This is a genomic window from Bdellovibrio bacteriovorus (assembly GCF_001592745.1).
Classification (GTDB): Bacteria; Bdellovibrionota; Bdellovibrionia; order Bdellovibrionales; family Bdellovibrionaceae; genus Bdellovibrio; species Bdellovibrio bacteriovorus_B.
On record NZ_LUKD01000001.1, the window covers coordinates 609,943 to 632,242 of the forward strand.

The 22,300-nt window shown below is 46.3% G+C and carries 20 protein-coding genes; 8 read left to right on the forward strand and 12 right to left on the reverse strand.

All coding sequences use genetic code 11. From position 1 onward, the window contains the following. Positions 1-21 precede the first annotated feature (21 nt). A complete protein-coding gene (locus tag AZI87_RS02940) occupies positions 22-996 on the forward strand; it encodes a TerC family protein (protein WP_063204926.1) in 975 nt (324 codons plus the stop codon). Positions 997-1,039: 43 nt separating this feature from the next. After that, entirely contained in the window at positions 1,040-1,657 is a 618-nt protein-coding gene (gene thpR, locus AZI87_RS02945; protein ID WP_063204927.1) for an RNA 2',3'-cyclic phosphodiesterase, read from the forward strand. A 28-nt stretch (positions 1,658-1,685) separates the two neighbouring features. Here the strand turns inward: thpR and AZI87_RS02950 are convergent, their stop codons facing one another. Next, positions 1,686-2,072, reverse strand: a complete 387-nt coding sequence (locus AZI87_RS02950; RefSeq protein WP_063204928.1) for a hypothetical protein — start codon at positions 2,070-2,072, stop codon at positions 1,686-1,688. Positions 2,073-2,171: 99 nt separating this feature from the next. Continuing rightward, positions 2,172-2,735, reverse strand: a complete 564-nt coding sequence (locus tag AZI87_RS02955) for a hypothetical protein (RefSeq protein WP_172795501.1) — start codon at positions 2,733-2,735, stop codon at positions 2,172-2,174. Positions 2,736-3,305: 570 nt separating this feature from the next. Here AZI87_RS02955 and AZI87_RS02960 point away from each other — a divergent pair. Then, positions 3,306-4,082, forward strand: coding sequence for a hypothetical protein (locus tag AZI87_RS02960; protein WP_063204930.1), 777 nt, complete (start codon positions 3,306-3,308; stop codon positions 4,080-4,082). Between the two features lie 54 nt (positions 4,083-4,136). On the opposite strand, the gene AZI87_RS02965 is transcribed toward AZI87_RS02960, so the two are convergent. From AZI87_RS02965 to AZI87_RS02995, 7 genes are all read right to left on the reverse strand, one after another. Next, positions 4,137-4,433, reverse strand: a complete 297-nt coding sequence (locus AZI87_RS02965; protein WP_063204931.1) for a hypothetical protein — start codon at positions 4,431-4,433, stop codon at positions 4,137-4,139. A 275-nt stretch (positions 4,434-4,708) separates the two neighbouring features. After that, positions 4,709-5,233, reverse strand: coding sequence for a NuoI/complex I 23 kDa subunit family protein (locus AZI87_RS02970; protein ID WP_041870091.1), 525 nt, complete (start codon positions 5,231-5,233; stop codon positions 4,709-4,711). Further along, positions 5,230-6,813 (reverse strand): 2Fe-2S iron-sulfur cluster-binding protein, encoded by a 1,584-nt coding sequence (locus AZI87_RS02975; RefSeq protein WP_063204932.1) that lies wholly within the window; start codon positions 6,811-6,813, stop codon positions 5,230-5,232. The genes AZI87_RS02970 and AZI87_RS02975 overlap by 4 nt, the downstream gene beginning before the upstream one ends. Continuing rightward, complete coding sequence (gene nuoF, locus AZI87_RS02980) at positions 6,794-8,086, reverse strand: NADH-quinone oxidoreductase subunit NuoF (RefSeq protein WP_063204933.1); 1,293 nt, start codon at positions 8,084-8,086, stop codon at positions 6,794-6,796. Before nuoF ends, AZI87_RS02975 begins: the two co-directional genes overlap by 20 nt. Beyond that, positions 8,086-8,559, reverse strand: coding sequence for a complex I 24 kDa subunit family protein (locus AZI87_RS02985; protein WP_063204934.1), 474 nt, complete (start codon positions 8,557-8,559; stop codon positions 8,086-8,088). Before AZI87_RS02985 ends, nuoF begins: the two co-directional genes overlap by 1 nt. Before the next feature lie 82 nt (positions 8,560-8,641). Further along, complete coding sequence (nuoD, locus tag AZI87_RS02990) at positions 8,642-10,324, reverse strand: NADH dehydrogenase (quinone) subunit D (RefSeq protein WP_063204935.1); 1,683 nt, start codon at positions 10,322-10,324, stop codon at positions 8,642-8,644. Continuing rightward, complete coding sequence (locus tag AZI87_RS02995) at positions 10,311-10,805, reverse strand: NADH-quinone oxidoreductase subunit B (RefSeq protein ID WP_172795516.1); 495 nt, start codon at positions 10,803-10,805, stop codon at positions 10,311-10,313. Before AZI87_RS02995 ends, nuoD begins: the two co-directional genes overlap by 14 nt. Before the next feature lie 319 nt (positions 10,806-11,124). On the opposite strand from AZI87_RS02995, the gene AZI87_RS03000 reads away from it, so the two are divergent. From AZI87_RS03000 to AZI87_RS03015, 4 genes are all read left to right on the forward strand, one after another. Then, complete coding sequence (locus AZI87_RS03000; RefSeq protein ID WP_063204937.1) at positions 11,125-12,543, forward strand: S8 family serine peptidase; 1,419 nt, start codon at positions 11,125-11,127, stop codon at positions 12,541-12,543. A gap of 78 nt (positions 12,544-12,621) precedes the next feature. Next, positions 12,622-13,227 carry a YceI family protein gene (locus AZI87_RS03005; protein WP_063204938.1) on the forward strand — a complete coding sequence of 202 codons (606 nt, stop codon included), beginning with the start codon at positions 12,622-12,624 and terminating at the stop codon, positions 13,225-13,227. An 8-nt stretch (positions 13,228-13,235) separates the two neighbouring features. Continuing rightward, positions 13,236-14,090 (forward strand): MNIO family bufferin maturase, encoded by an 855-nt coding sequence (gene bufB, locus AZI87_RS03010; RefSeq protein WP_063204939.1) that lies wholly within the window; start codon positions 13,236-13,238, stop codon positions 14,088-14,090. After that, positions 14,059-14,829, forward strand: coding sequence for an HvfC/BufC N-terminal domain-containing protein (locus AZI87_RS03015; protein WP_063204940.1), 771 nt, complete (start codon positions 14,059-14,061; stop codon positions 14,827-14,829). Before bufB ends, AZI87_RS03015 begins: the two co-directional genes overlap by 32 nt. Here AZI87_RS03015 and AZI87_RS03020 read toward each other — a convergent pair. The 3 genes from AZI87_RS03020 to AZI87_RS03030 form a co-directional block, all read right to left on the reverse strand. Further along, the gene (locus AZI87_RS03020; RefSeq protein WP_063204941.1) at positions 14,826-16,283 is read right to left on the reverse strand and encodes a cache domain-containing protein; all 1,458 of its coding nucleotides are present in this window, start codon (positions 16,281-16,283) and stop codon (positions 14,826-14,828) included. The genes AZI87_RS03015 and AZI87_RS03020 overlap by 4 nt on opposite strands. 117 nt (positions 16,284-16,400) lie before the next feature. Continuing rightward, positions 16,401-17,150, reverse strand: a complete 750-nt coding sequence (locus AZI87_RS03025; protein ID WP_063204942.1) for a murein L,D-transpeptidase catalytic domain family protein — start codon at positions 17,148-17,150, stop codon at positions 16,401-16,403. Positions 17,151-17,212: 62 nt separating this feature from the next. Beyond that, a complete protein-coding gene (locus AZI87_RS03030; protein WP_063204943.1) occupies positions 17,213-17,932 on the reverse strand; it encodes a hypothetical protein in 720 nt (239 codons plus the stop codon). Positions 17,933-18,151: 219 nt separating this feature from the next. On the opposite strand from AZI87_RS03030, the gene AZI87_RS18255 reads away from it, so the two are divergent. After that, positions 18,152-22,297 carry a tail fiber domain-containing protein gene (locus AZI87_RS18255; protein ID WP_063204944.1) on the forward strand — a complete coding sequence of 1,382 codons (4,146 nt, stop codon included), beginning with the start codon at positions 18,152-18,154 and terminating at the stop codon, positions 22,295-22,297. The last annotated feature ends 3 nt before the right edge of the window (positions 22,298-22,300 follow it).

The following is a 22,300-nucleotide window of genomic DNA, read 5'->3' on the forward strand; positions in this document are numbered from 1 at the left end:
CTGAGTCCGGAGGTCCTTTTTGTGACGCAGACTCTTTTATTTCCTTTTGCAGAATATTGGTGGTTTTATGCTGGTTTTATCGCTTTCGTTTTGGCGATGCTCGCGTTGGACCTGGGTGTATTTCATAAACATTCCCATACCGTAGGTTTCAGAGAGGCCACGATTTGGTCGATTGTTTGGGTCAGCTTAGCTTTGCTTTTCAACGCTGGTCTTTATTACTATGCTCTTAATAAGTTTCCGGATCCCACCGTCGCCAAAGACGTGGCCCTGCAGTTTCTTACTGGTTACGTCATCGAGAAATCTCTATCCATAGATAACATATTCGTCTTCGTTGTCGTTTTTGGATTCTTCGGTGTTCCCCCTAAATACCAGCATAGAGTTCTTTTCTACGGTATCTTAGGTGCCTTGATCTTCCGTGCGATCTTCATTGCTTTGGGTTCTGTTCTTATGCAGTACCAAGCTGTTGTCATGATCTTCGGTGTGTTCTTGATCATCACGGGTTTAAAAATGATGATCCAACCCGAACGAGAAGTGGATCCAACTCAAAACTGGCTGATCAAGTTCATGAAAAAGCATGTGCGCGTGCACGAGCGTATGCATGAAGATCACTTCTTTATCATTGAAAATGGCGTACGCCACGCGACTCCGCTGTTCGTTGCTTTGATCTTCCTAGAAGCGACGGACATTATCTTCGCCGTGGACTCAGTCCCAGCGATCTTCGCTATTACTAATGAACCGTTACTCGTATTCACTTCCAACATCTTTGCGATCCTGGGCTTGCGATCCCTCTACTTCTTGCTTGCAGGCGTCGTGGATAAGTTCCACTTGTTGAAGTATGGTCTAGCTGCCGTTCTTATCTTCGTGGGTTTGAAGATGGTGTGGTTGAACAAGCTGTTTGACGGTCACTTCCCTATTTTATGGTCTTTGGGTATTATCGCCTTCTTCATCGGCGGTTCTGTGGCCCTTTCTTTGATGATTAAGCCAAAGAATAAATGACAAGCACCCCTAAGATCAGGATAATGATCTTAGGGGGCTTTTTATGACTAGAAGACTGTTCTTCGCTCTTAATGCCACGGATCCTCTTTCCGAATCCTTCCTACCCACTTACAAAAAATTGAAAATCAATGCCGATCGGCGAGAAATCAATGTGAAGTGGGTTCCTGTTGATAACTTCCACATCACCGTGAGTTTTTTAGGCGAGCAGCCTGAAGAAAAAATTCCGGCATTGATGGAGGCTTTAAAGGAAGTTTGCACCCTCTTCACTCCCTTCGACTTAAAAATTGAAGATATGGGAGCTTTCTCTAATGAACACGACGCCCGAGTTCTGTGGCTGGGTGTTCAAAATAAAAGATACTTAGGTGAATTTAAGTATGCTCTGGACGATCTGCTATTAGAACGCGGATTGATTCAACACCCGGATGCTCGCGAATTCAAACCTCACTTGACCTTCGGAAGACTTCGCAATCCCCGCAGCGTGAAAGACATGATTTCACCATTTAAAAGAAAAAGTTTTGGAAAAATTCATGTGAGTGAAATTGTGCTTTATGAATCAAAACTTCAAGGCGTGTTTCCCGTTTATACGCCGATTTTACGCTGCCCTCTTTCGGGCGACGAAAAGCTCGTGGAAGAAGAGGCTTTCCCGATTATCGCACCATAAAAAAAAGGGAGCTGACGCTCCCTTTGCTTTATCTGTGGGCCCATCCGTAAAGGCGGATGTAGATAGTGCTGTTCTTTAAATAGAACATCAAATCGCCATAATAATGACCTTCAAATTGCGGCCAGAAGAAAACTCTTGTCCAGCATGTTTGGCGCGGAGGCAGAACCTTCGGGCAATTCGAAGTTGCATCGTAGGCTTGCCCACGAATGGAGATCCCTTGCAGATCTACTTGTTGGTCACCCGCAGTTAAAGAAAAATCCGCATACATACGGCTATTCACCCAAGTAGAACCAAAGTTGTAACTATAGTATTGGTCCTGTTGCTTGCCTGGCTCCACAGTCAGAGCTGTGACGTCATTTGCTGAAGCCATCACGCTTGAAAAAATCAAAGACGCGAAAAGAAGTAGTTTCATCATAGTTCCCCCTACTCATAAAGTCTGAAAGACCCAAGCTTGTGAATCAATGCAAATGCTCTAAATTTACGCACAGGGTTGCAAAAAAGAAGCAGGCACCTGCTACATGCTTTCTAAGACGCGAATCATGGCGTCTTCATGTGGCTGAATGAGCCCCCGCCCGGGTCTATCTAAATCTTGGATAAGCACAATGACGACGGCAAAGAGGATTCCTAGAACCAGAGGTGCTTTGGCGCTGTGCTTTTTTATTCCCAGGGAATAACTTAATGAGGCGAGGCCCATCGCCGCAATCAGAATGAGAACATCGAAGACCACTTCGGGCACGTGATTTTCAGAAGCAAAAAGTCTTTCTCCGTCCACATCAATCAGATCGTTATTCGCTTGAATGAACGTGGCGGCAACAGGGGACATGTTGTTTTTTACAAGCTTCGTGGTTTCTTGCCATATCTTGGTTTGCAGAGCTTGCATATTCTGGATGAACTCGCGCTTGCCATTACGAATCGACGTGAAGAATTCAATGCGCTGTTGAGTGTATTCTTTTAAAAGTCTTCGGTACTCTTGAACTTGATCTTGGGGAAACAAGTCACTGCGCAAATAGGCTGTGCCGATAGTGTTGGACTCTTTTAATACCAACGAGCTGCGCGTATCAAATCTTGATATTGCCATTGAAAAAGTAAATCCCAGCAATAGAGCTAATAGACCGAGAATCGTGGTTGAGAGAAATTCTGTCGAACCCGGTTCGGCTCTATCTTTTTTGCCGGCGATATAGTGAGAAAGCAGTGAAACCGCGCTAAAAAAAACGATAAGCCCAATGAATATCACCCAAAGTTTGGTGTTATAAAAAAATTCCATCTGCATTCCCTTGACCCCTGTATAAGCTTATTAAGGCACACAAATCTAGGCAAAACAAATCGGATCTCTCAACAGCGGAGCGGCTCTCTCCACAACTTACTAAACAGAATTCTTCAATAAAAAAGCGGTCAAACACGTACGCTGAGCGCGCGTTTTTCTTATATAGGAACAATGCTTTTCGCTATAGGAAGGACCTAAATTAAGGCTCATTTGTGTCACTCTCACGCCTCTTATGGGTATAGGCAGGTTTATTTAGTTTAGAGCGCCTAAAATATCAACGGCGCAAAAGTGGCCCCTGTCAAAATCATTACAGTGGAATTTTTTCTGAGGAAACTCTAACTTCACCTGGTTGGAAAAAATCAAAAATCTAGAAAGGTTCCTGTTATGAAAAAATTGGTTTTACTTGCCCTTTTGGTTTCAGCCACTTCGAGCCTTGCTTATGCTGACAATCGCTGCGGCGGAACTCAGGGTGTTTCCTGCAATGGTTTTTACAATCGTTTCGATGCATTGAAGGTTCTTTTAGAAGTTGAAAACAGCACTCAAGATGCTGAACAGAATCTGGCTATTGTTGAAGCTGCACAAAAGCGCTACAACTTGAACTTGCGTTACGTCGTCGACAACTTCGTTCATCTACAGCAAGCCTTAGGTGGCGGCGGCGCAACTGCGGACACCCGACAAGCCTTCAATCTAATCCTTCAAGCGCTTCGTGGACCGAGAACTCTGGATATGCTTGTTACGAGTTACATCGAACTTCTTAGAGCAGAGAACTCTAAAGAAGACGCCGCATTAAATTTTATTCTGGTAGCGGAAAAAGTGAGCTCATCACCCGCAAGTTTTTCACAGGCCAACCGTTTCTTCACTTCACTACTTCTGCTATTGGGAAACAACCATACAAACTATGCGCGAGATGTGTTTTCTAGAGCGATGTTCGTCAGTAAAACTTATTCACTAACAGATCTGCACACCAGCTTTAAAATGCTTCTAAATACTGAAAACAGCATCGAAGACTCGATTGGAAATTTTGATCTTGTTTTAAGAGGTGCCGACCGTTGCGGCGACTTGACTAAGGCTACTTTGGATTTTCTTCAGGTTCTTCAGCAATACAGCAACTCGCAAACGAAAGAAGCCCGCAATATGTTTATTCGCCTTTACGAAATCTAATACTCTCTCAAACAAAAGGAGTCTTTTACGACTCCTTTTGTTCTTTCACGCTACTTACTGGCACTGAACATTAGCCGTTGCATTCACAAAGTAGTAAGGTCCATTTGCGTAAACATAAGCGTACTGGAAGCCACCCGCTGGCACCCATACTTGGAACCAAGAATTCATCCACACGCCTGTTTGAGTCAGACCGAAAACTTGTCCTTGGCAGAAAGCATTGAAACCCGTGTAGTTATAAACCTGAACAGCGGCCCATTGAGGTGTCACTTGGAATTGCATTTGCGGAACCCACCAAGCAAAGCTCAATGAAGGCAACATAAAGCCCACGATAGCAACGAATAGATTTCTCATAAAAACTCCTCGGTTAGAACTTTCCAGAGCCTCGTAACATGGCCCTTGGCGCTGTTTCAACGAAGAAACGACCGCCTTGTACTACAAAGAAATTAAGATCGTGAACCGCTGTTTATTTCTATTTGGAAGAGAAGTTAAGACGCTCGCAGAAGGCATTTATGCGATGGGTTACAAAAAAGAAGCAGGCACCTTTTGGTCGACGCGGTGTAGACCCAAAAAAGAAGCAGGCACCTTCAAAAAAAAGGAGCTATTTCTAGCTCCTTTTTTTGTGGTGATTAGATGCCTGATTTTAGACGTTCTTCGTCGTCGACGTGGGTTTGGATACCGCCTTTTAGGTTTGGACGGTAAGCCAGGTGGTTGATGTCGTAGATGAAGTTCGCGCCGTTCACACCTGGAGTTTGCCACTCAGGGCCCAAACGGATGGCGTCCACGGGACATGCTTCTTCACAGTAGCCGCAGAATACGCAGCGAAGAATGTCGATTTCGTAGCTGATCGGGAATTTTTCGACGTGAGGGTCGTTGTGTTCCGCAGCCACGATTTTGATACATTCTGCAGGACAGTTTGTCGCGCACAACATACAAGCTGTGCAACGAAGTGAACCGTCTTTTTTCACTGTCAAAACGTGATTCCCTTTGAAGCGAGGAGAGTATTCATACTTTTCCTCTGGGTAGTTCAACGTCATCATTTTCTTGCGGTTGAAAAGGTTCACCAACAAGTGCTTCATGGTGATGCCAAGGCCACCAAGGACCCCGGGCAAGTACCACTTTGCTTTTTCAGAGTTATTTTGCATTACGCTCATAGGCTGCCTCTTCTAAATACAAACTCGTTCTTTTTACGAGCTTCCAAAGTCACCTGATCTTCACGCTGATTCATCGGCATGAAAGGCTGAGCTGTCGCTGTTGGGATTGTCAGGTTTTTACCTGCCAACAACAACGCGGCTTCCGTCAAAGTCAGAGCTTCAGAAACAATCGTCGTTACTTTTTTGAACTTCTGTTCAAGACCTGCGTGGTTGATGAACGTGCCATCTTTTTCCACGAAAGTTTTTGTTGGGATCAACCATACGTTGCCAGTCAAAGACATCAACGCATCGTTTTTACCCGCCTGCAACCAGATCAAGTTTTGAGCTTTTGAAAGCTCTTTCACGCGCTCTTGGAAGTCAGGGAAAACCGCTTGGTTTTCAGGACCCGCAACAACCACAGTTTTGATCGAACCGTTACCAAGACCTTGAGTCAAATCAGCCCAAGTTGCTGTGATACCGTGTTTTTCCAAAACTTTAAGAAGACCTTTTGTATTCGGGTTTTTATCACCGCGAAGAAGAAGGCCGTCAAAGCTGTCGAAAGTTTCTTTGTTGTTAATCCAGAAGAAGACCTTCTTAGTTTTAAATTCATTCACAAATGTAGAAACAATCGCGTCGAATTCTTCCACTGTGTATTGTGCTGTCAAAACAAGAGCCAAAGAGTCGCCTGAAGTGTTTTTCAAAACTTCATGAGCATTCTTCGCTGCTGCTCCGCCAGCCATTTCTGTCCAACCGGAAGCACCGCGAACTTGCGCTTTCAACAAGCGAGTCTCTTTGTTCACGAACTTATAGATGTCGCGACCTTCGTCACACATCCAGTATCCGTTCACTTTTTCATTGTAAACAGGCTTCACGCGGAAGAAACCTTCCTTGTTGAAGTACACTTTTACGTTACAACCGTTTGAGCAACCGTTACAGACTGTTTCGGCGTCTTTGAGATACCATACGCGCTGACGGAAACGGAAATCTTTCGACGTCAATGCACCCACTGGGCAGATATCAACCGTGTTCAATGAGTATTTGTTGTTAAGCTCAACACCTTCGTGAGTTCCGATCTCAGAACGATCACCACGGTTGAAGATACCCAACTCATTTGTCTTAGAAACTTCTTCAGTGAAACGAACACAGCGAGAACACAAAATACATCTTTCGGAATCCAAAACCACTGTTGGACCCAAGTCGACCACTTTGTGTTTCTTTACTTTGGCTTCAGCCATTTCTGGATCGTACTTACCGTACTCCATGTATTGGTCTTGAAGACCGCACTCACCCGCTTGGTCACAGATAGGGCAATCCAAAGGATGGTTGATCAAGTGGAAGTCCAAGCCCCACTTTACAGCATCACGTACTTTTTCAGACGTGTTGTTGATCTTCATGCCTTCCGTAACCATTGTGTTACATGCGATTTGTACACGTGGATTTCCTTCGATCTCCACCATACAAAGACGACATACACCTGCGACACTCAAACCAGGGTGCCAGCAGTAGTGCGCGATACGATCGCCAGACTGTTGCATGGCTTCGATAATCGACGTGCCTTCTTTTACTTCGACTTCTTTGCCATTAATGGTGCATTTCGGCATATGTCGTTCCTTTTACTTTCGAACGTCCTTCGCGGACATAGAATTCAAATTCATCTCTAAACTTAGTCACAAAGCTCAAAACCGGAAGAGCGGCTGCATCTGAAAGGGCACAGATTGTTTTCCCTTTCATGTTGTCAGCAACTTTGATCAACAAGTCGATGTCTTGCAAACGACCGCGACCTTCCAAGATCGAGTGAAGAATCTTGTTCAACCAACCTGTACCTTCACGGCAAGGTGTACATTGACCACAAGACTCATGCGCATAGAAGTGAGTTAAAACACCCAACATATCCACCATACATTGAGAGTCGTCGATCACGATCACCGCACCGGAACCAAGCATGGTTCCAAGACCCGCCAATGATTCGTAATCTAGATTTGCTTTCGCCACTTCTTCTGCTGTCAAAACAGGAGCTGAAGAACCACCAGGGATAACCGCTTTGAGTTTGCGGCCTGGTTTCATGCCTCCGCCCTCTTTCATAAGCAAATCCATCAAAGGATAGCCCAATGGAACTTCGTAGTTTCCTGGAGTCATCACGTTTCCAGAAAGAGAGAACAATTTTGTTCCCGCAGATTTTTCAGTTCCATGTTTGCGGTAAGTTTGTGCGCCATCGCGAACGATGTAAGTCACAGCCGCCAAAGTTTCCACGTTGTTCACGATTGTCGGTTTACGCAAGTAACCTTGAACCGCTGGGAATGGAGGCTTCAATTTTGGTTGGCCTTTCAAGCCTTCCAAAGAAGAGATCATGCCAGTCTCTTCACCGCAGATATAAGCGCCGGCACCACGGTACACATCAAGGTCAAAGTCGAAACCTGAACCCAAGATGTTTTTGCCAAGAAGGCCTGCTGCATAAGCTTCTTTGATCGCTTTATTTAAGCATTCGATCGGGTAAACGTATTCACCACGAACGTAGATATAACCTTTATTAGACCCCACCGCGAAGCCAGAGATAATCATGCCTTCGATCAATTGATGTGGAGCACGCTCCATCATCATACGGTCTTTGAATGTTCCAGGCTCCCCTTCATCGGCGTTGCAAAGAAGGTAACGAGGTTCTCCATTTTTAGGAAGGAAGCCCCATTTCATACCCGTTGGGAAACCCGCACCACCACGACCACGAAGACCAGAAGCTTTCACTTCGTCGATGATTTGCTGAGGTTGCATTTTCAAAGCTTTCGGCAAAGTTTCGTAACCGCCTTTAGCTTTGTAACCAGCCAAAGTTTGATACTCTGGCAAGTGATAGAATTCCGTCAGTAATTTTGTTTCAGCCATTATTTCATTCCTCGTAGCAGATTCATTGCTGATTCCGGAGTGAGTTTCTCATGATACGTGTCGTTTACTTGCATCATTGGAGCCGTTCCGCAGGAACCCAAGCACTCCACTTTGCTGACTGTGAAACGGCCATCTGAAGTGACTTCGCCGTATTTCACACCCAACTCGTGGCAGATGTGGCTAGCCATCTCACGACCACCTTCAAGAGCACAGGAAATATTCGTGCATACTTGCACGTGGTATTTACCCACCGGCTTTTGATTGAACATCGTATAAAACTTAAAAACTTCGTTAATACGTGCTTCAGGGATGTCCATCACTTTAGAAAGATATGTGATCATTTCTGCAGTGACGAAACCGTTGTTTTCTTTTTGTGCGATGTAAAGGCTTGGGATGATCGCAGAATCTTTCGCTTCATAGCGATTCAATTCTTTTTTTACTTCCGCCAAACCTTGTTCACTTAGTTGAAACATTCTTTTTCCTTTAAATTTTTCAAAACTCTAAGCTGCTTTAGCTTCGGGTCTTGTGACCCTCCGCTTTGAGGGCTGTCGCCCACTATCTATCCAACTCACCCGCAATAAGATTCATCGAAGCGACAGTTGCGATAGCATCTGCCAACATCGCGCCTTTCACCACCGTTGGATACGATTGGTAGATCGCGAAGCATGGTGGACGAACTTTCAAACGGTATGGATTTGCAGAGCCGTCACTCACTAGATAAAAACCTAGCTCACCGTTGGCCGCTTCCGTCGCATCGTAAACTTCACCCACTGGAGGACGAAGACCTTTGATGATCAACATGAAGTGATTCATCAAACCCTCGATGTTTCCGTAAACATCTTTTTTCTCTGGAAGAACGATACCTTTGTCGCGGATCGTGTAATCGCCACCAGGAACGTTTTTGCAGACTTGCTCGATGATACGAACAGATTGGCGCATTTCTTCGAAACGAACCAAGTAACGGTCGTAGATGTCGCCTGTTGTTCCTACTGGAACATCAAAGTCCAAAGCGTCGTAACCGTAGTATGGTTTTGCTTTACGCAAATCCAAGTTCACACCGGAAGCGCGAAGAAGAGGACCTGTGTAACCCCATTGAATCGCGTCTTGAGCAGAAACCGGGCACACGTTTTTCGTACGAAGGATGAAGATTTTGTTGTCCAAAACCATCGATGCCATTTCGTCTGTGCCTTTACGGATCTCTTTACAAAGAGCCAAAACTTCGTCGAACCAACCTTCCGGTGCATCTTGAGCCATACCACCGACGCGAGTCATAGATACAGTCAAACGAGCTCCGCAAAGTTTTTCGAACAATCCGTAAACCTGTTCACGAAGACCGAACATATAGAAGAAAGAAGTCAAAGCACCCAAGTCCATCGCACCGGTACCGATAGCAATCGTGTGGTCGATGATACGAGAAAGCTCTGCCAAGATCACACGCATCGCTTGTGCCTTCGGTGGAATTTCCACACCCAACAGGCGCTCTACTGCTTTACAGTAACCAATGTTGTTCATTGGCGCAGAACAGTAGTTCAAACGATCTGTGTAAGGGATCACTTGGTTGTACGGATGAGTCTCTGCCATTTTTTCGAAACAGCGGTGAAGATATCCGATTTCATTGTTACAACGAACGATCGTCTCGCCATCCATTTCAGCCATCACACGAAGTGTTCCGTGCATCGCTGTATGGGCAGGACCGATATTCAAAGGAACATATTTATCGTTCAACACATCACCTGGAGAACCTGGCTCGTTGTTGAAATGAATTGGCAATGAAGACGTGCAAGGTTGTTGCAAGTTTGCATCGTAGTCTTTACGAAGCGGATGACCCACGAATTGGTGGTGAGTCAAAATGCGGCGCAAGTTCGGATGACCATCGAACTTGATACCGAACATGTCGTAAGCTTCGCGCTCAAACCAGTCAGCCCCCTTCCACGCCGGAAGAACTGTGCCGATAGATTCGTTTTCACCCACTTGCGCTTTCACGCGCAAACGAGAAGAGTCTTTGGAAGAGAATAAGTGATAGACAACATCGAAACGCTTTTCACGGTTTGGATAGTCGACACCACAAACATCCATCAAGAAATCGAACTGCCCGCTTTCACGAAGATACAAAAGCAACGCCGGAACGTCTTCTTTAGGAACTTCAAGAACATCATCACCCACAGCGTGGATGAACTTGTAGTTCTCGATTTTGAATTTACCCGCCAGGTTTTGTTTTAAAGTCTCAAGTTTGTTCATATGGATTCTTCCAGTTGTCTTTCCAAGGACGTGGTTGATGAGTCGCAATCATACGTTGCAATGCCATGATTCCATCCATCACCGCTTCTGGTGTCGGAGGGCAACCTGGGATGTAAACATCGACAGGAATGACTTTGTCGACACCTTGAAGAACGTGGTAAGCACGGTAGAAACCACCTGAGCTTGCACAGGCGCCCATTGAGATCACGTATTTTGGTTCAAGCATTTGTTGATAAATACGAGTGATAACCGGTGCCATTTTCTCTGTGATAGTTCCGGCAACGACAAGCAAGTCCGCTTGACGAGGAGAGAAACGAGCAACCTCAGCACCGAAACGTGCTAAGTCATACTTCGGTCCCATCACTGACATGAACTCGATACCACAACAAGCAGTACCGTAAGGCATTGGCCACAAAGAATTTTTTTGCCCCCACGCCACCAAAGCATCGAGCCTTGATGTGAAAGCAACATCTCGTGACATATCATCTATGGCTTGAGTTCCGCTTGCGCCTGCGAGAGACACAGAACCCTGCACTTGATCTTTGTGCATAAATACACCTCTGCAATTTCATTTAGCTATCATTAAGTAGTTACTGAAAATCCGTAATCCTGACAACTAGATAAGTAATATAAGGGGCGCGTCTGATTTCTTCAACGCGGCATTCCGAAACGAGGTAATTGAAATTGATTCTCTAGTCGTCTCATTTCAAACTTTAATTTCCACCTAACATCACTCGAGGAGAAGTCCAGTTGTTGATCAGCAGGACTTCGAGGGGACCTCGATAAGAAGGGAAAACAGCATGAAGAAGATGGCTCTGTACGTGAGTTCTGCCATGCTTGCGATCAGCTTAGGGGCGCAAGCTAATTCAAAAAGACAAGATTTGCTCATTAAACTAGCACCGGGCTTTGTTGAGTTCGAAATGCAGGGAGCAAAAATCGAAAAACTGAGCGAATCCTGGGTTCGCGTTCAAGCTCCTCGCGGCATGAGCATTCAATCACTGGAGAAAAATCCAGCTGTTGAGTACGTTCAACCAAACTACAAAGTGAAATTACTTGAAGATTATCGCATTGAAGACCCATTGCGCCGTGCTGCTTTGGCAAAAATGCTTTCTAGAAATCCTCAACTTCGCGCAGCCGCTCGTCAGGACAATCCAGTGATTCCTGACGCTCCGCAAACTACAACAGGCGCAGATCCTTTGTTTTCAAAACAATGGGGCATGATCGATAACGGCGTTGTCGACGCTTGGAAAGTGACTAAAGGAAGTCCAGATATGATCGTTGCCGTGATCGACACGGGCGTGGACTACACTCACGAAGACCTTCTTCCAAATCTGTGGAGAAACGCGAATGAAATTCCAAACAACGGGATCGATGACGACGGCAACGGTTATGTGGACGACGTGATCGGATGGGACTTTGTTGGAAACGACAACAAGCCTTACGACCTGGCTGTTGATACTTTGGATGGATTGTTTAAAGGTGGAAACCCTGGTCACGGAACTCACTGTGCAGGCAACGTGGCGGCTCGTGGAGACAACGGTAAAGGCATCGCAGGTGTTGCACCAAACGTAAAAATCATGTCATTGCGTTTCATCGGCATGACTGGCGGCGGAACAACAGCGGATGCGATCAAATCAATCCGTTACGCTGTTGATAATGGCGCGAAAGTTTTAAACAACTCTTGGGGTTCTGAAGGTGAAGAGCCCGGCGCTCCGGAAAACCAAGCTTTGCGTGATGCTGTTCAATACGCACAAGACAAAGGCGTTCTATTTATCGCGGCGGCGGGCAACGGTCACAAAGGTGTTGGTTATGATAACGACAACGATGCCAACCCTGCCTACCCGGCTTCTTATCCGCACGACAACATCATCGCTGTTGCGGCTTTAGATTCTAATGATCGTTTGGGTTCATTCTCAAACTGGGGCCACAAGTCGGTTGATATCGGCGCTCCCGGCGTCAAAGTATTTTCGACAGTTGTCGCTCAAGGCTACACAGACACAGTGATCGACAAGTTTGGTTTCAAGGCGACTTGGGATGGAACTTCAATGGCAGCTCCTCACGTCGCGGGTGCGGCGGCTCTTTACTGGTCGGCTCATCCGGAAAAATCATGGCAGGATGTGAAAGCGGCGATCTTGGGTTCTTCTCGTAGAATTCAAGCTCTAGATGGAAAATCTGTGTCGAACGGCAAGCTCGATGTTAAAGCTTTGATGAATTACTAAAGCTTTCATCAACTTAATTTGTAAAAGTTTAGCACCTCTAAAAAAGTAGAACGAGCACTTACCGAAAGGATTTCAAAGATGCGCGTTCTACTTTTTTCATTTCTAGCCACTACTCTTTTTTCTGCAACATCATTTGCCGAGAAGTTTGAGCTTGATAAGTCTCACACGGATGTCAGCTTCAGGGCGCCTCACTTGATGGTTTCCAAAGTCAAAGGCCGTTTCGAAAAATTCGAAGGCACATTCGACTTTGACGAAAAAACTCAAAAACTTGAAAATGTGTTCGTCAAAGTTTTCACCACCTCTTTGAACACAAATGAAAAAGACCGTGATAAGCATCTGCGCACGGCGGATTTCTTTGATGTAAATAAGTATCCTGAAATGACTTTCAAGGGTACGAAAGTGGACTATGACAATGGCAAACCTGACAAGATTCACGGGGATCTAACGATTCGCGGTATCACCAAGCCGGCGGTGTTTGATATCGACTACAAAGGCGCCGTGAACGATCCTTGGGGAAATCGCGTGATTTCTTTTGAAGCCGAATCCAAAGTGAATCGCAAAGATTTCGGTTTGAACTGGAACAAAGCCATGGATAAAGGTGGCTGGGTTGTCGGCGACGAAATCGAAATTGAAATTGATGGCGAAGCAAAAGTAGCAAAACCCGCAGCTCCGGCTAAAAAATAGGAGCTGACATGCACCCCTCATCAAGAACACATAAAGTGGGCTTAGGCCTTCGCCAGCCCCATTATTCCTATTTAGAAACGCGACCTCAAACAGAAGCTGCTTGGTTTGAGGCGATCACTGAAAACTATATGAATTCGCGCGGGCGTCCTTTAGAGATGCTCAAACTGATTCGTCAAGACTATCCGGTCGCTTTGCACGGTCTTTCAATGAACATCGGTTGCCCCGAAGGTTTGCGCTTAGATTACTTACAAAAACTGCGCGAACTGATTGAGCACGTTGAGCCTTTTATTGTTTCAGATCATCTGTGTTGGACTGGATCTCCGGAGCAAAATCTTCACGACCTTCTGCCCCTCCCGTTTACAGAAGACAGCATCGAGACTTTGGTGAACAACATTGATTTCGTGCAAAACTTTTTGCGACGTCCGCTGATCTTGGAAAACATCTCCACCTACATCAGCTATCGCAATAACGAAATGAACGAATGGGATTTCATCAGCGAGGTCAGTCGCCGCTCAGGTTGTGGTCTTCTGCTCGATATGAACAATGTCTATGTGAACTCTTACAATCACGGTTTTGATCCGAATTATTTCTTAAACCACGTTCCTCTGGAGCGCGTGGTGCAAATTCACATGTCGGGACCGACGAAGTTCGAAGACATTCTTTTTGACAATCATGGGCAGGAAATTCCGGAACAAATATGGGACTTATTTAAACTGATGGCACCCAAAATCCGCCACTTACCTATTTTAATTGAACGCGACGAAGACATCCCGGACTTCAAAGAACTGGAAGTCGAAGTGATGAAGGCTGTTTACATCTTGGAGGGCTCTCATGAATCTGAACGAAGCACAGAACCTGTTTAAAAAAGGCCTTCTTGGCGAAAACGATCAGGCATTTCAAAAAACTTTAAAAGCCGTGGGACAGATGTCTTTGGAGCGTGCGTTTAAGGTTTATAATCATAGCTACATTCGCCGTCTGACGGAAAGTCTGAAAGAAACCTATCCTGCCATCTTCTGGGTGCTAGGAGCGGACTCATTTCAACAAGTGGCCGCCGATTATATCAATGCACAGCCTTCGTTGTCCTATGACCTTGCGGCTCACGGTGCAGAGTTTCCGGCCTTCTTAAAGACATCGTCGGCCACGACGAACATTCCTTTTATTTATGAATTGGCGCGCTTTGAGTGGACGATTAAAGACATGCATCACACACCGACTCCGCAACCTCTTTCGGAAGAGCATATCGAAGAACTTTTGCGCGAAGAGGATTTCAAAATCCACTTCATCGAATCTATGCATGTCTTTGAAAGCCCTTATTCGATTTATGATGTCTGGAGACAGCGAAACGAGCGCTCATATCACTTTGAAGATATTCACTGGAGTCATCCAGAGCATCTTTTGGTTTATAAAAAGCAACGAAAGATCTACGTGCAAAGAATCGACGCCGTGGAAGCGCAAATTCTTTTGGATTTGAAAGAAGGAAAATCAGTGGCGACGGCTTTGGCGGATTTTTCACATGCTTTGAATGCGGAAAAAGTAACGCAGCTCTTAGAGATGATCACAAGAGCTGGTATTATTGAAGACGTTTTAGTTTTAGAGAATTAAGCCACTTTTTTCCCAATCACTTCGTTAGCCATGCTATTCACCATGTGTTGAAGTGTATTGGCTTGAGCGGACATTTCTTCAGAGGTTGCGGCAGTTTCTTCTGCCGCTGCCGAAAAGGCTTGAGTCTGTCTTTCCAAAGAACCCATGGCCTCATGAATGGCTTTAATACCATCCGACTGATGGGAAGACGTTTCAGAAATCTCTTGATTGAGAACTGTCACCTTTTGCACGGAGCTCACGATTCCATCCAGAACTTTATCGCTTTTTTCTGCAAGTTCTAGCGACACTCGTGTTTGCTCTACACTGCTTGTGATCACAGTCTTAACTTCTTTCGCGGCACTGGCTGATTTAAGTGCCAATCCACGAACAGCCTCTGCAACAACTGCAAATCCTTTTCCTTGCTCTCCAGCACGGGCCGCTTCGACGGCCGCGTTTAAGGCCAACAAGTTCGTTTGAAAGGCGATGTCATCAATAATATCCATGGCTGACGTGATTTCGCCTGAAATTTTGGACATGACGGTAATAGCTTCGATCAATTTCTTTACTTCATTGGCACCTTCAGAGGCTCCCACCTCGGAGGTCTTCGCGAGTTCTGCCGCTGCCTTAGCACGATCTTGATTGGCCTTCACGATTTCATTTAAATCTGTCACCGAACGCAAAGTCTCTTCAATTCGCGCAGCAGATTCCACAGCTCCTTGAGCCACGTTTTGCCCCGCCGTTGAAAGCATATTTGATGCCTCTAACACCTGCTGACTGGCCGTGTTCGTGTCGGTCACTGTCTGTGCTAAAAAATTCATAAGACGGCTGGCAAACAAATAGAAAACCCCAAACGCTAAGACGAAAGCCAATGAAAAACCAATCAGAACTTTGTCGCGGAAGGTAGCCACTGCTTTTTCAACGTCATCAACGTAAACACCACTTCCTACAATCCACTGCCAAGGCTTGAACTGACGCACGAAACTGATTTTAGGTTCAGGCTGCGGCGAACCTGGTTTCGGCCACATATAGTTTGCAAACCCTTCGCCTTCGGCCGTTTGACCGATGCGTGCAAATTCTACGAAGAGCTTAAATCCCGTCGGGTCTTTCATGTCAGAAAGATCTTTGCCATCAAGTTCTGGCTTAATCGGATGCATCATCATGCGAGGGTGAAGATCGTTGATCCAAAAATACTCATTACCGCTATAGCGAAGAGCTTTGATAGCTGCCAGGGCCTGTTGCTTGGCTTGTTCTTCAGTGATCTCTTTCTTTTGAAAAAGCTCGTACTTGTGCTCAATGATTTTAGTCGCGAGATCAACAGTGCTTCGGATGGCCACTTTACGATCTTCATACATATTGTCGCGGACCAAAGGAAGAACATAGAATAGAACAATTGCCCAAAGAGGGATGATCGCTACAATGAGTAACGCCAAGGTTTTATATCGATAGCTCCGCGTTTTCCAAATACGATCCAACATGGAATACTCCCTGGGTTCAATGGCCCAGGGCTACATCGTCAAAATATTTTTGCAGCTGAAGTAACTTCTTAATATTCCGAAACACTTTTTGATTTTCGCGCCAGAATGAGACGCATCTTACCTTCCTCCGCCACCTTCCCCAGAGGTACGTCTTGGATTTACTCCGGGCGGAATAATTTCAGAGCCTGCGAGCTCTTGTTGCCAAGGCGAAAGTCGAGATGATCGCATGAGGTCTTTGTGATAGGACAGAAGCAAACTTCCACTTTGCAAAACATCGATCAAATAATCACGGTCTTGAAGACTGACTGCAAAGCAACCTTCACTCCACCCCAGCCGTCCGTTTTGTGCGATAAATGCTTCGCTGACGTAACCGGCGCCATGCAAAACAATGGCGCGTTCCTTAGCACGATCATTGGATTTATCGATCCCTTCAAGATACAGCGAGCGCCCGTTCACTTTGCTCAGATAAGTTCCTTGCGCAAAGTAAAATCCCAGAGAGCTTTTCCAAGAGTCCACGTAGTTTGAAAAGCTGCGCGCTTCAAGAACGCCGGAATTAATCCCGTGCGCGACATAAAATCTTTCAACATATCCATAATCCAAATGCAGAAGATAAAGCCGCTTCACCGTCGACGGCTCCGAATAATTGACAATCACTGCGTACTCGGTATTCGGGATCAGACCTACGTTGTAGTCGAACATGCGAAAAGTCAGATCTAAGGCTTCTTGGGGAATGCCTTGTTGTAAGAACACGTCAAAAACTTTGCGGCCGTCAGCGATTCTTCGCTCGAAGAGGGATTCAGCCAAGGACACACCGGTAAGAAAAATTATGAATAGAAAGACGGCGATGAAACGCAAAGAGTTTTTCATCCGAATACTCTTGCGGGGAATGATGGGACCCGCAAGTTAAGAATCGGAAACAGTGTTAGACGTTACGGCCAGGGAATATAAGGTACGTCCTGACACACAATCGGTAAGGCGTCTGCTTGAAGCGGAGCCGCGACTTGGTCAATCTCCGATGATTCTTCTAGTAGATAAATATGAGAACGCAACATCAGATTCGCAATGAACATCGTGGAGTCACCCAAACGCTCCATCGCCATTTTTTCGTGACGTGGAATCAAGACAGCGATGCGACGGATAGACTCCAAAATATGACGAACCATGCAGTTATAGCGTGGTTCACGCTCCAGTTCATGGATCAATTCATCGGCATAGTTTGCGAGTTCCGTGTATTCTCGTTCTTTATAGAACTGCAAAAGATACTTCTGCATCACTTCCACGGCGGCAGGACGGAAGTTATCTAAAGAGTCCTTACCCGCAGGATTCACCGCTCTGAACTTCGGAGTTTCGTTCATCGAAATGAAGTAATCGCAAGTCATCGGGATGCCGACTCTTTGAAACGGCTGAACCAAAAGATCCGCAACGGGAGAAATCAGTCGCAGCTTTCGTTCCATCGAGATCAAAAGTTTGGTGACCTTTCTGCTTTTCCCGTCAGAGAGCCTTTCGTAGTGAGGCGCTCTTTTTTTATTCAACTCCAAGGCTTCATCAATGTGTTCAGTCAAACAGGCGCGCGGTTTGGTACCGGCAGCTAAACTTGCACTTCCTAACATCAAACTTAGAATAAAAATAAGGCCGTGGCTGAAATTCATAGAGAGGTTATAGCATAGTCCCCTTCGTCCACCCCGTGAGCTCAAGAATCTCTGTAATAAGGGAAGGCTTGTCTAAGCTTTAGACATTCTTACGACCCAGTCATTCTTCCTGCTTTGGTCGAGCTCACGTCCCAAGTTGATACGCTCTATCACCAATACAAGGCGGTTTCACTTAATACTGTTAAGATTTCGACAAATAAAGACCGAAAAGAAGAGAGTATGAAATACACCGGCACGTTCTTATTCATATTTCTGTTTCTAACGGCGGCGTGGGCAGGGCCCAATTCGCTGACTTATCAAGGGCGTATTCTGCGTGCTGACGGTTCTCCGCTTGAATTTAATAACGTCAGTTTTCAGTTTGAAATCACAAGTCCCGATGGTCTTTGCGTTCTTTACCGCGAACAAGTGAATGGCATTAACATGACAAATTCTGGTGGCGTGTTTGACGTCGCCATCGGCAGTGGCAGCAAAAGCTTTCCGACCGACGCCTCTTTTAAACTCTTAGATGCCTTTGTGAACTCAGGCTCCTTAGCCTGTTATGGAAGTTCTAATTACAGCCCAAGTTATGATGATATTCGACGCTTGCGCGTGCAGTTTCATGATGGTTCCGGTTGGAAAGTCATTTCGCCGGATTCTGAAATCCGCTCGGTCCCTTTTGCGGGCTATTCGTATTCCGCAACAAAGCTAGGTACGAATAGCGCTTCTGACTTTCTCTTGAAAGCCGGAATTCCTACGTGTGCCTCGGGAACTTTTTTATCGTGGAATGGCTCGGCATTAACATGCTCTGGTGTCGCGGGCGCGAGCGGAGGAACGGTCACCGATGTGACGTCTGCTAATTCTTACTTAACTATCGTCAATGGGACATCCACTCCCACGCTCACGTTGAATGTTGGAACTGCAGCTAACACCGTAGCCGCTGGTAATGATCCACGTCTTTCAGATGCGCGTATTCCCACGGGCGCAGCCGGTGGAGATTTAAGTTCCACTTATCCCAATCCCACAGTAGCAAAAATTCAGGGCGTGGCGGTTTCTACCACCGCTCCTAACAGCGGCGAATATTTAAAATACAACGGAGCTCAATGGCTTCCGGCGGTCATTACTAGTTCCGATGTCTCAGGACTGGCTGCGACCTTAAGCGGTTATGTTACGCAATCGTATTTTAGTGCCGCAGTCGCAAGTGCGAACTGTGCTCAGCACCAAACAATGTATTGGGAAGCGGCGACAAACAGTTTTAAGTGTCTGGCGATCAACGTCAGTGTTGCAGGTGATGTCAGTGGATCTATTGGTTCAGTCAGCGTAGATAAAATCAAAGGCGTGGCTCTCGATTTTTCCGTGGCCCCTACTTCAGGACAAACATTGAAGTTTAATGGTACAAGTTGGGCTCCCGCTAACGACAATAACGGTGGCGGAACTATCACGGCACTGACTGGCGATGTGACGGCGAGCGGCTCAGGTTCGGTGACGGCAACAGTGAATTCTGTCGGCGGCTCGACGGCGGCAAATATTCATAGCGCGACTCAAGCCGCTAATGCGGCAACGGACGCGAACACGGCTTCAACGATTGTTAAAAGAGACGCCTCCGGAAACTTTATTGCGAACAATGCAACGCTAAACCGAGTCGTCTTAAAAGATTCTGGCTCTAACACGGTGACTTTACAGGCACCAACGGCAGTCTCTACGAGCTATGTACTTAAATTTCCGTCAGCGCAAAGTGGCGCCAATCAATTGCTTTTAAATGACGGGGCAGGAAATCTTTCTTGGACAAACCTTTCTTCTGTGGGCGTGACCAGTGTGGGTGTGACTTCGCCGATTGTAAATTCGGGAACGGCATCGGCGCCGACCATCGGAATTCAACAGGCCAATGGTTCGCAAGCGGGTTACCTTTCCAGTGCCGATTGGACAAGCTTCAATAGTAAATTGAGCACAACACTCAATTCAGGAAACATCTGGATTGGCAACGGATCGAATGTTGCGACGGCCGTAACACCTGCGGGAGACGTCACGATCTCAACAACGGGCGCGACTTTGGTGGGAAAAATTCAGGGCACCGGCGTTGTCAGTACAACACCGACAGCGACAAACAATATTTTTAAATACAACGGAACAAATTGGGCACCGGGATTTATTGGCGTCGCGGATATTCGCTCTACGGCGGCGGGAAATGTGCAATTCTTCCCTACGACTTGCAGTGCCGCGCAAACTTTGAATTGGGAATCTGCGACGGATAAATATATTTGTACAAACATTGCTATTGGTGATTCGCAAATCACTTACGCTTCCAAAGCGGCGAAAACATTCTTGGCAGCCCCTACAGCCGGTGGCGTTCCATCTTTTAGAACGATCGCCTCTTCCGATCTTCCCACGACAGGCGCTGATGGAGCTTATATCAACGGAGGAAACTCTTTTGGTGCAAATGCGACCCTCGGCGTGAATGATGCCTTTGGGCTAGACATTGAAACTAACAACGTGGCTCGTGTTTCCATCGGCAGCACTGGGAAAGTCGGTGTGAATGCTTCAGGCGCCTCATCTCAGCTTCAAGTCCACGGCGCCGCGAGTGTTCAAACTGACTATGCAATTGCGACTTTCCAAGATTCTTCAAACAATGGCTTAAGCTTCGGTGTCGATACGTCAAATGGTTGGAGCTGGTTGTATTCGCGAACGGCTGGAGTTTCTCCCCGTCCGATCGCTCTTTTTGCTCACAACACAAATCAAACACCGGATCTTTTGGTTGATAACGGGCAAGTCGGTGTGGGAACTGGATCTCCGCAAGCTCCTTTGCACGTTGTCGGAAATGCCAATGGCGGCATTCTTGTTCAAAAAAGTTCCAATGATAATGGTGGCGCCACAATAGTTTTTGCCAAATCTCGTGGGACAAACACGGCGCGCACACCCGCTCAATCGGGCGACCGCTTGATGGGACTTTATGGATCTGGCGCCTACGATGCGACGAACATTTCTAATAACTCCGCGGCCATTCAATTTCTTGCCGCTGAAAATTTCACAAGTACGGCGCAAGGGACGAGCATTGATTTTGGAACGACGCCGATTGGCGGCACGGCTCGACAAACACGAATGACCATTCTTCCTTCAGGCCAGATTGCCGTCGGAGCAATCACGGCTCCCGCCGGTATGCTTTCAAATACGACCATCAACCTTGGGGACTCGGGAACTATTGCGGCGATCAACGGAAATGGGATCGGTCCTGGAGGACTGCAATGGGAAGCTGCGGGTACCGGATATGCGACGACACTTTTTAACTCGACCAATTTAGCAAATGCTCATGGACTCCAACTTTACACCGCTTCAAGCGATGCTAACGTGAACGTTCTGTACGCTCGCGCCAATGGCAATGCAAGATTTTCTATCAAAGGAAACGGATACGTCGGGGTTAATACTGCCAGCCCTCGAGAAACAATGGAAATTAATAAAGGACACTTCCTGCACACCGGTGGGGATTTAGTTCATTTCTTCAATAGCTATCATAACGGTACTCAGAGATACGGTGGTTATGGTGGGGCTTCGGGTTATGCGGGCGGTATTGGATTCAGTCCGTCGACAGGCACTCTTTATTTAACGACGTCTTCAGCTGCCGGCGCTGCGGATGTCGCTGTATCTGGCTCCGGCAACCACGTCCAACTTGATAGATTGGGTAACTTAGGAATTGGCGGCGGAGCTCCTAGAAAACTGAGCGTGACCGGTGACGGGGCCTACTTTTACAACCCTTCGGGCAATGTCGTGCAAGAGTTCCAAAGTGCAGGAGGATATTTATTCCGTTTGCAATCAAGTCCTGCAGGCTTTGATATTTTCGACGCCTCTTCGAATGCCAACAGACTGACAATTCTTAATAACGGAAATGTGGGAATCGGAACTGCGGGTCCCTCTTACAACCTTCACGTTATCGGTAGTGCGGGCTTAAGCTCAGGAACAGCATGGATCAATGCCTCGGACATCCGATTGAAAGATATTAAAGGCGACTATGAGTACGGATTGAATGAAATTCTGAAACTACACACAGTTCGCTTCAACTATAAAAAAGGAAATCCTTTGGGACTTCCATCTGACCACAGGATGACGGGTTTCATTGCTCAGGAAGTTCAGAAAGTTATTCCTGATGCGGTAAGAACTCGAGCGGACGGCTATCTTGAATTGAACGTCGATCCGATTCACTGGGCCACAGTCAACGCGGTTCAAGAGCTTTACGGCATTTGCAAGCAGTCTGAAGAACAAATGAAATCCGTAGATGCCCGTTTGCAACGTCATGATCGTGAGATTGCGTCTTTAAAAGAAGAAAATCGTCTTTTAAAAGAGCAGCTTGAAAAACAAAGCAAAGATCTTGAAGAGATCAAGAAGAAGTTAGGCCTTTAAAGC

Excerpts from the sequence above, each read along its gene's own strand:
- AZI87_RS02995 (WP_172795516.1), bottom strand. The coding sequence starts at position 10,805 with ATGTCACGAGATGTTGCTTTCACATCAAGGCTCGATGCTTTGGTGGCG.
- AZI87_RS02955 (WP_172795501.1), bottom strand. The coding sequence starts at position 2,735 with ATGGCAATATCAAGATTTGATACGCGCAGCTCGTTGGTATTAAAAGAG.
- AZI87_RS03000 (WP_063204937.1), top strand. The coding sequence starts at position 11,125 with ATGAAGAAGATGGCTCTGTACGTGAGTTCTGCCATGCTTGCGATCAGC.
- nuoD (WP_063204935.1), bottom strand. The coding sequence starts at position 10,324 with ATGAACAAACTTGAGACTTTAAAACAAAACCTGGCGGGTAAATTCAAA.
- AZI87_RS03005 (WP_063204938.1), top strand. The coding sequence starts at position 12,622 with ATGCGCGTTCTACTTTTTTCATTTCTAGCCACTACTCTTTTTTCTGCA.
- AZI87_RS02985 (WP_063204934.1), bottom strand. The coding sequence starts at position 8,559 with ATGTTTCAACTAAGTGAACAAGGTTTGGCGGAAGTAAAAAAAGAATTG.
- AZI87_RS03030 (WP_063204943.1), bottom strand. The coding sequence starts at position 17,932 with ATGAATTTCAGCCACGGCCTTATTTTTATTCTAAGTTTGATGTTAGGA.
- thpR (WP_063204927.1), top strand. The coding sequence starts at position 1,040 with ATGACTAGAAGACTGTTCTTCGCTCTTAATGCCACGGATCCTCTTTCC.
- AZI87_RS03020 (WP_063204941.1), bottom strand. The coding sequence starts at position 16,283 with ATGTTGGATCGTATTTGGAAAACGCGGAGCTATCGATATAAAACCTTG.
- AZI87_RS18255 (WP_063204944.1), top strand. The coding sequence starts at position 18,152 with ATGAAATACACCGGCACGTTCTTATTCATATTTCTGTTTCTAACGGCG.
- AZI87_RS02960 (WP_063204930.1), top strand. The coding sequence starts at position 3,306 with ATGAAAAAATTGGTTTTACTTGCCCTTTTGGTTTCAGCCACTTCGAGC.
- AZI87_RS03015 (WP_063204940.1), top strand. The coding sequence starts at position 14,059 with ATGAATCTGAACGAAGCACAGAACCTGTTTAAAAAAGGCCTTCTTGGC.
- nuoF (WP_063204933.1), bottom strand. The coding sequence starts at position 8,086 with ATGGCTGAAACAAAATTACTGACGGAATTCTATCACTTGCCAGAGTAT.
- AZI87_RS02950 (WP_063204928.1), bottom strand. The coding sequence starts at position 2,072 with ATGATGAAACTACTTCTTTTCGCGTCTTTGATTTTTTCAAGCGTGATG.
- AZI87_RS02975 (WP_063204932.1), bottom strand. The coding sequence starts at position 6,813 with ATGCCGAAATGCACCATTAATGGCAAAGAAGTCGAAGTAAAAGAAGGC.
- bufB (WP_063204939.1), top strand. The coding sequence starts at position 13,236 with ATGCACCCCTCATCAAGAACACATAAAGTGGGCTTAGGCCTTCGCCAG.
- AZI87_RS02965 (WP_063204931.1), bottom strand. The coding sequence starts at position 4,433 with ATGAGAAATCTATTCGTTGCTATCGTGGGCTTTATGTTGCCTTCATTG.
- AZI87_RS03025 (WP_063204942.1), bottom strand. The coding sequence starts at position 17,150 with ATGAAAAACTCTTTGCGTTTCATCGCCGTCTTTCTATTCATAATTTTT.
- AZI87_RS02970 (WP_041870091.1), bottom strand. The coding sequence starts at position 5,233 with ATGAGCGTAATGCAAAATAACTCTGAAAAAGCAAAGTGGTACTTGCCC.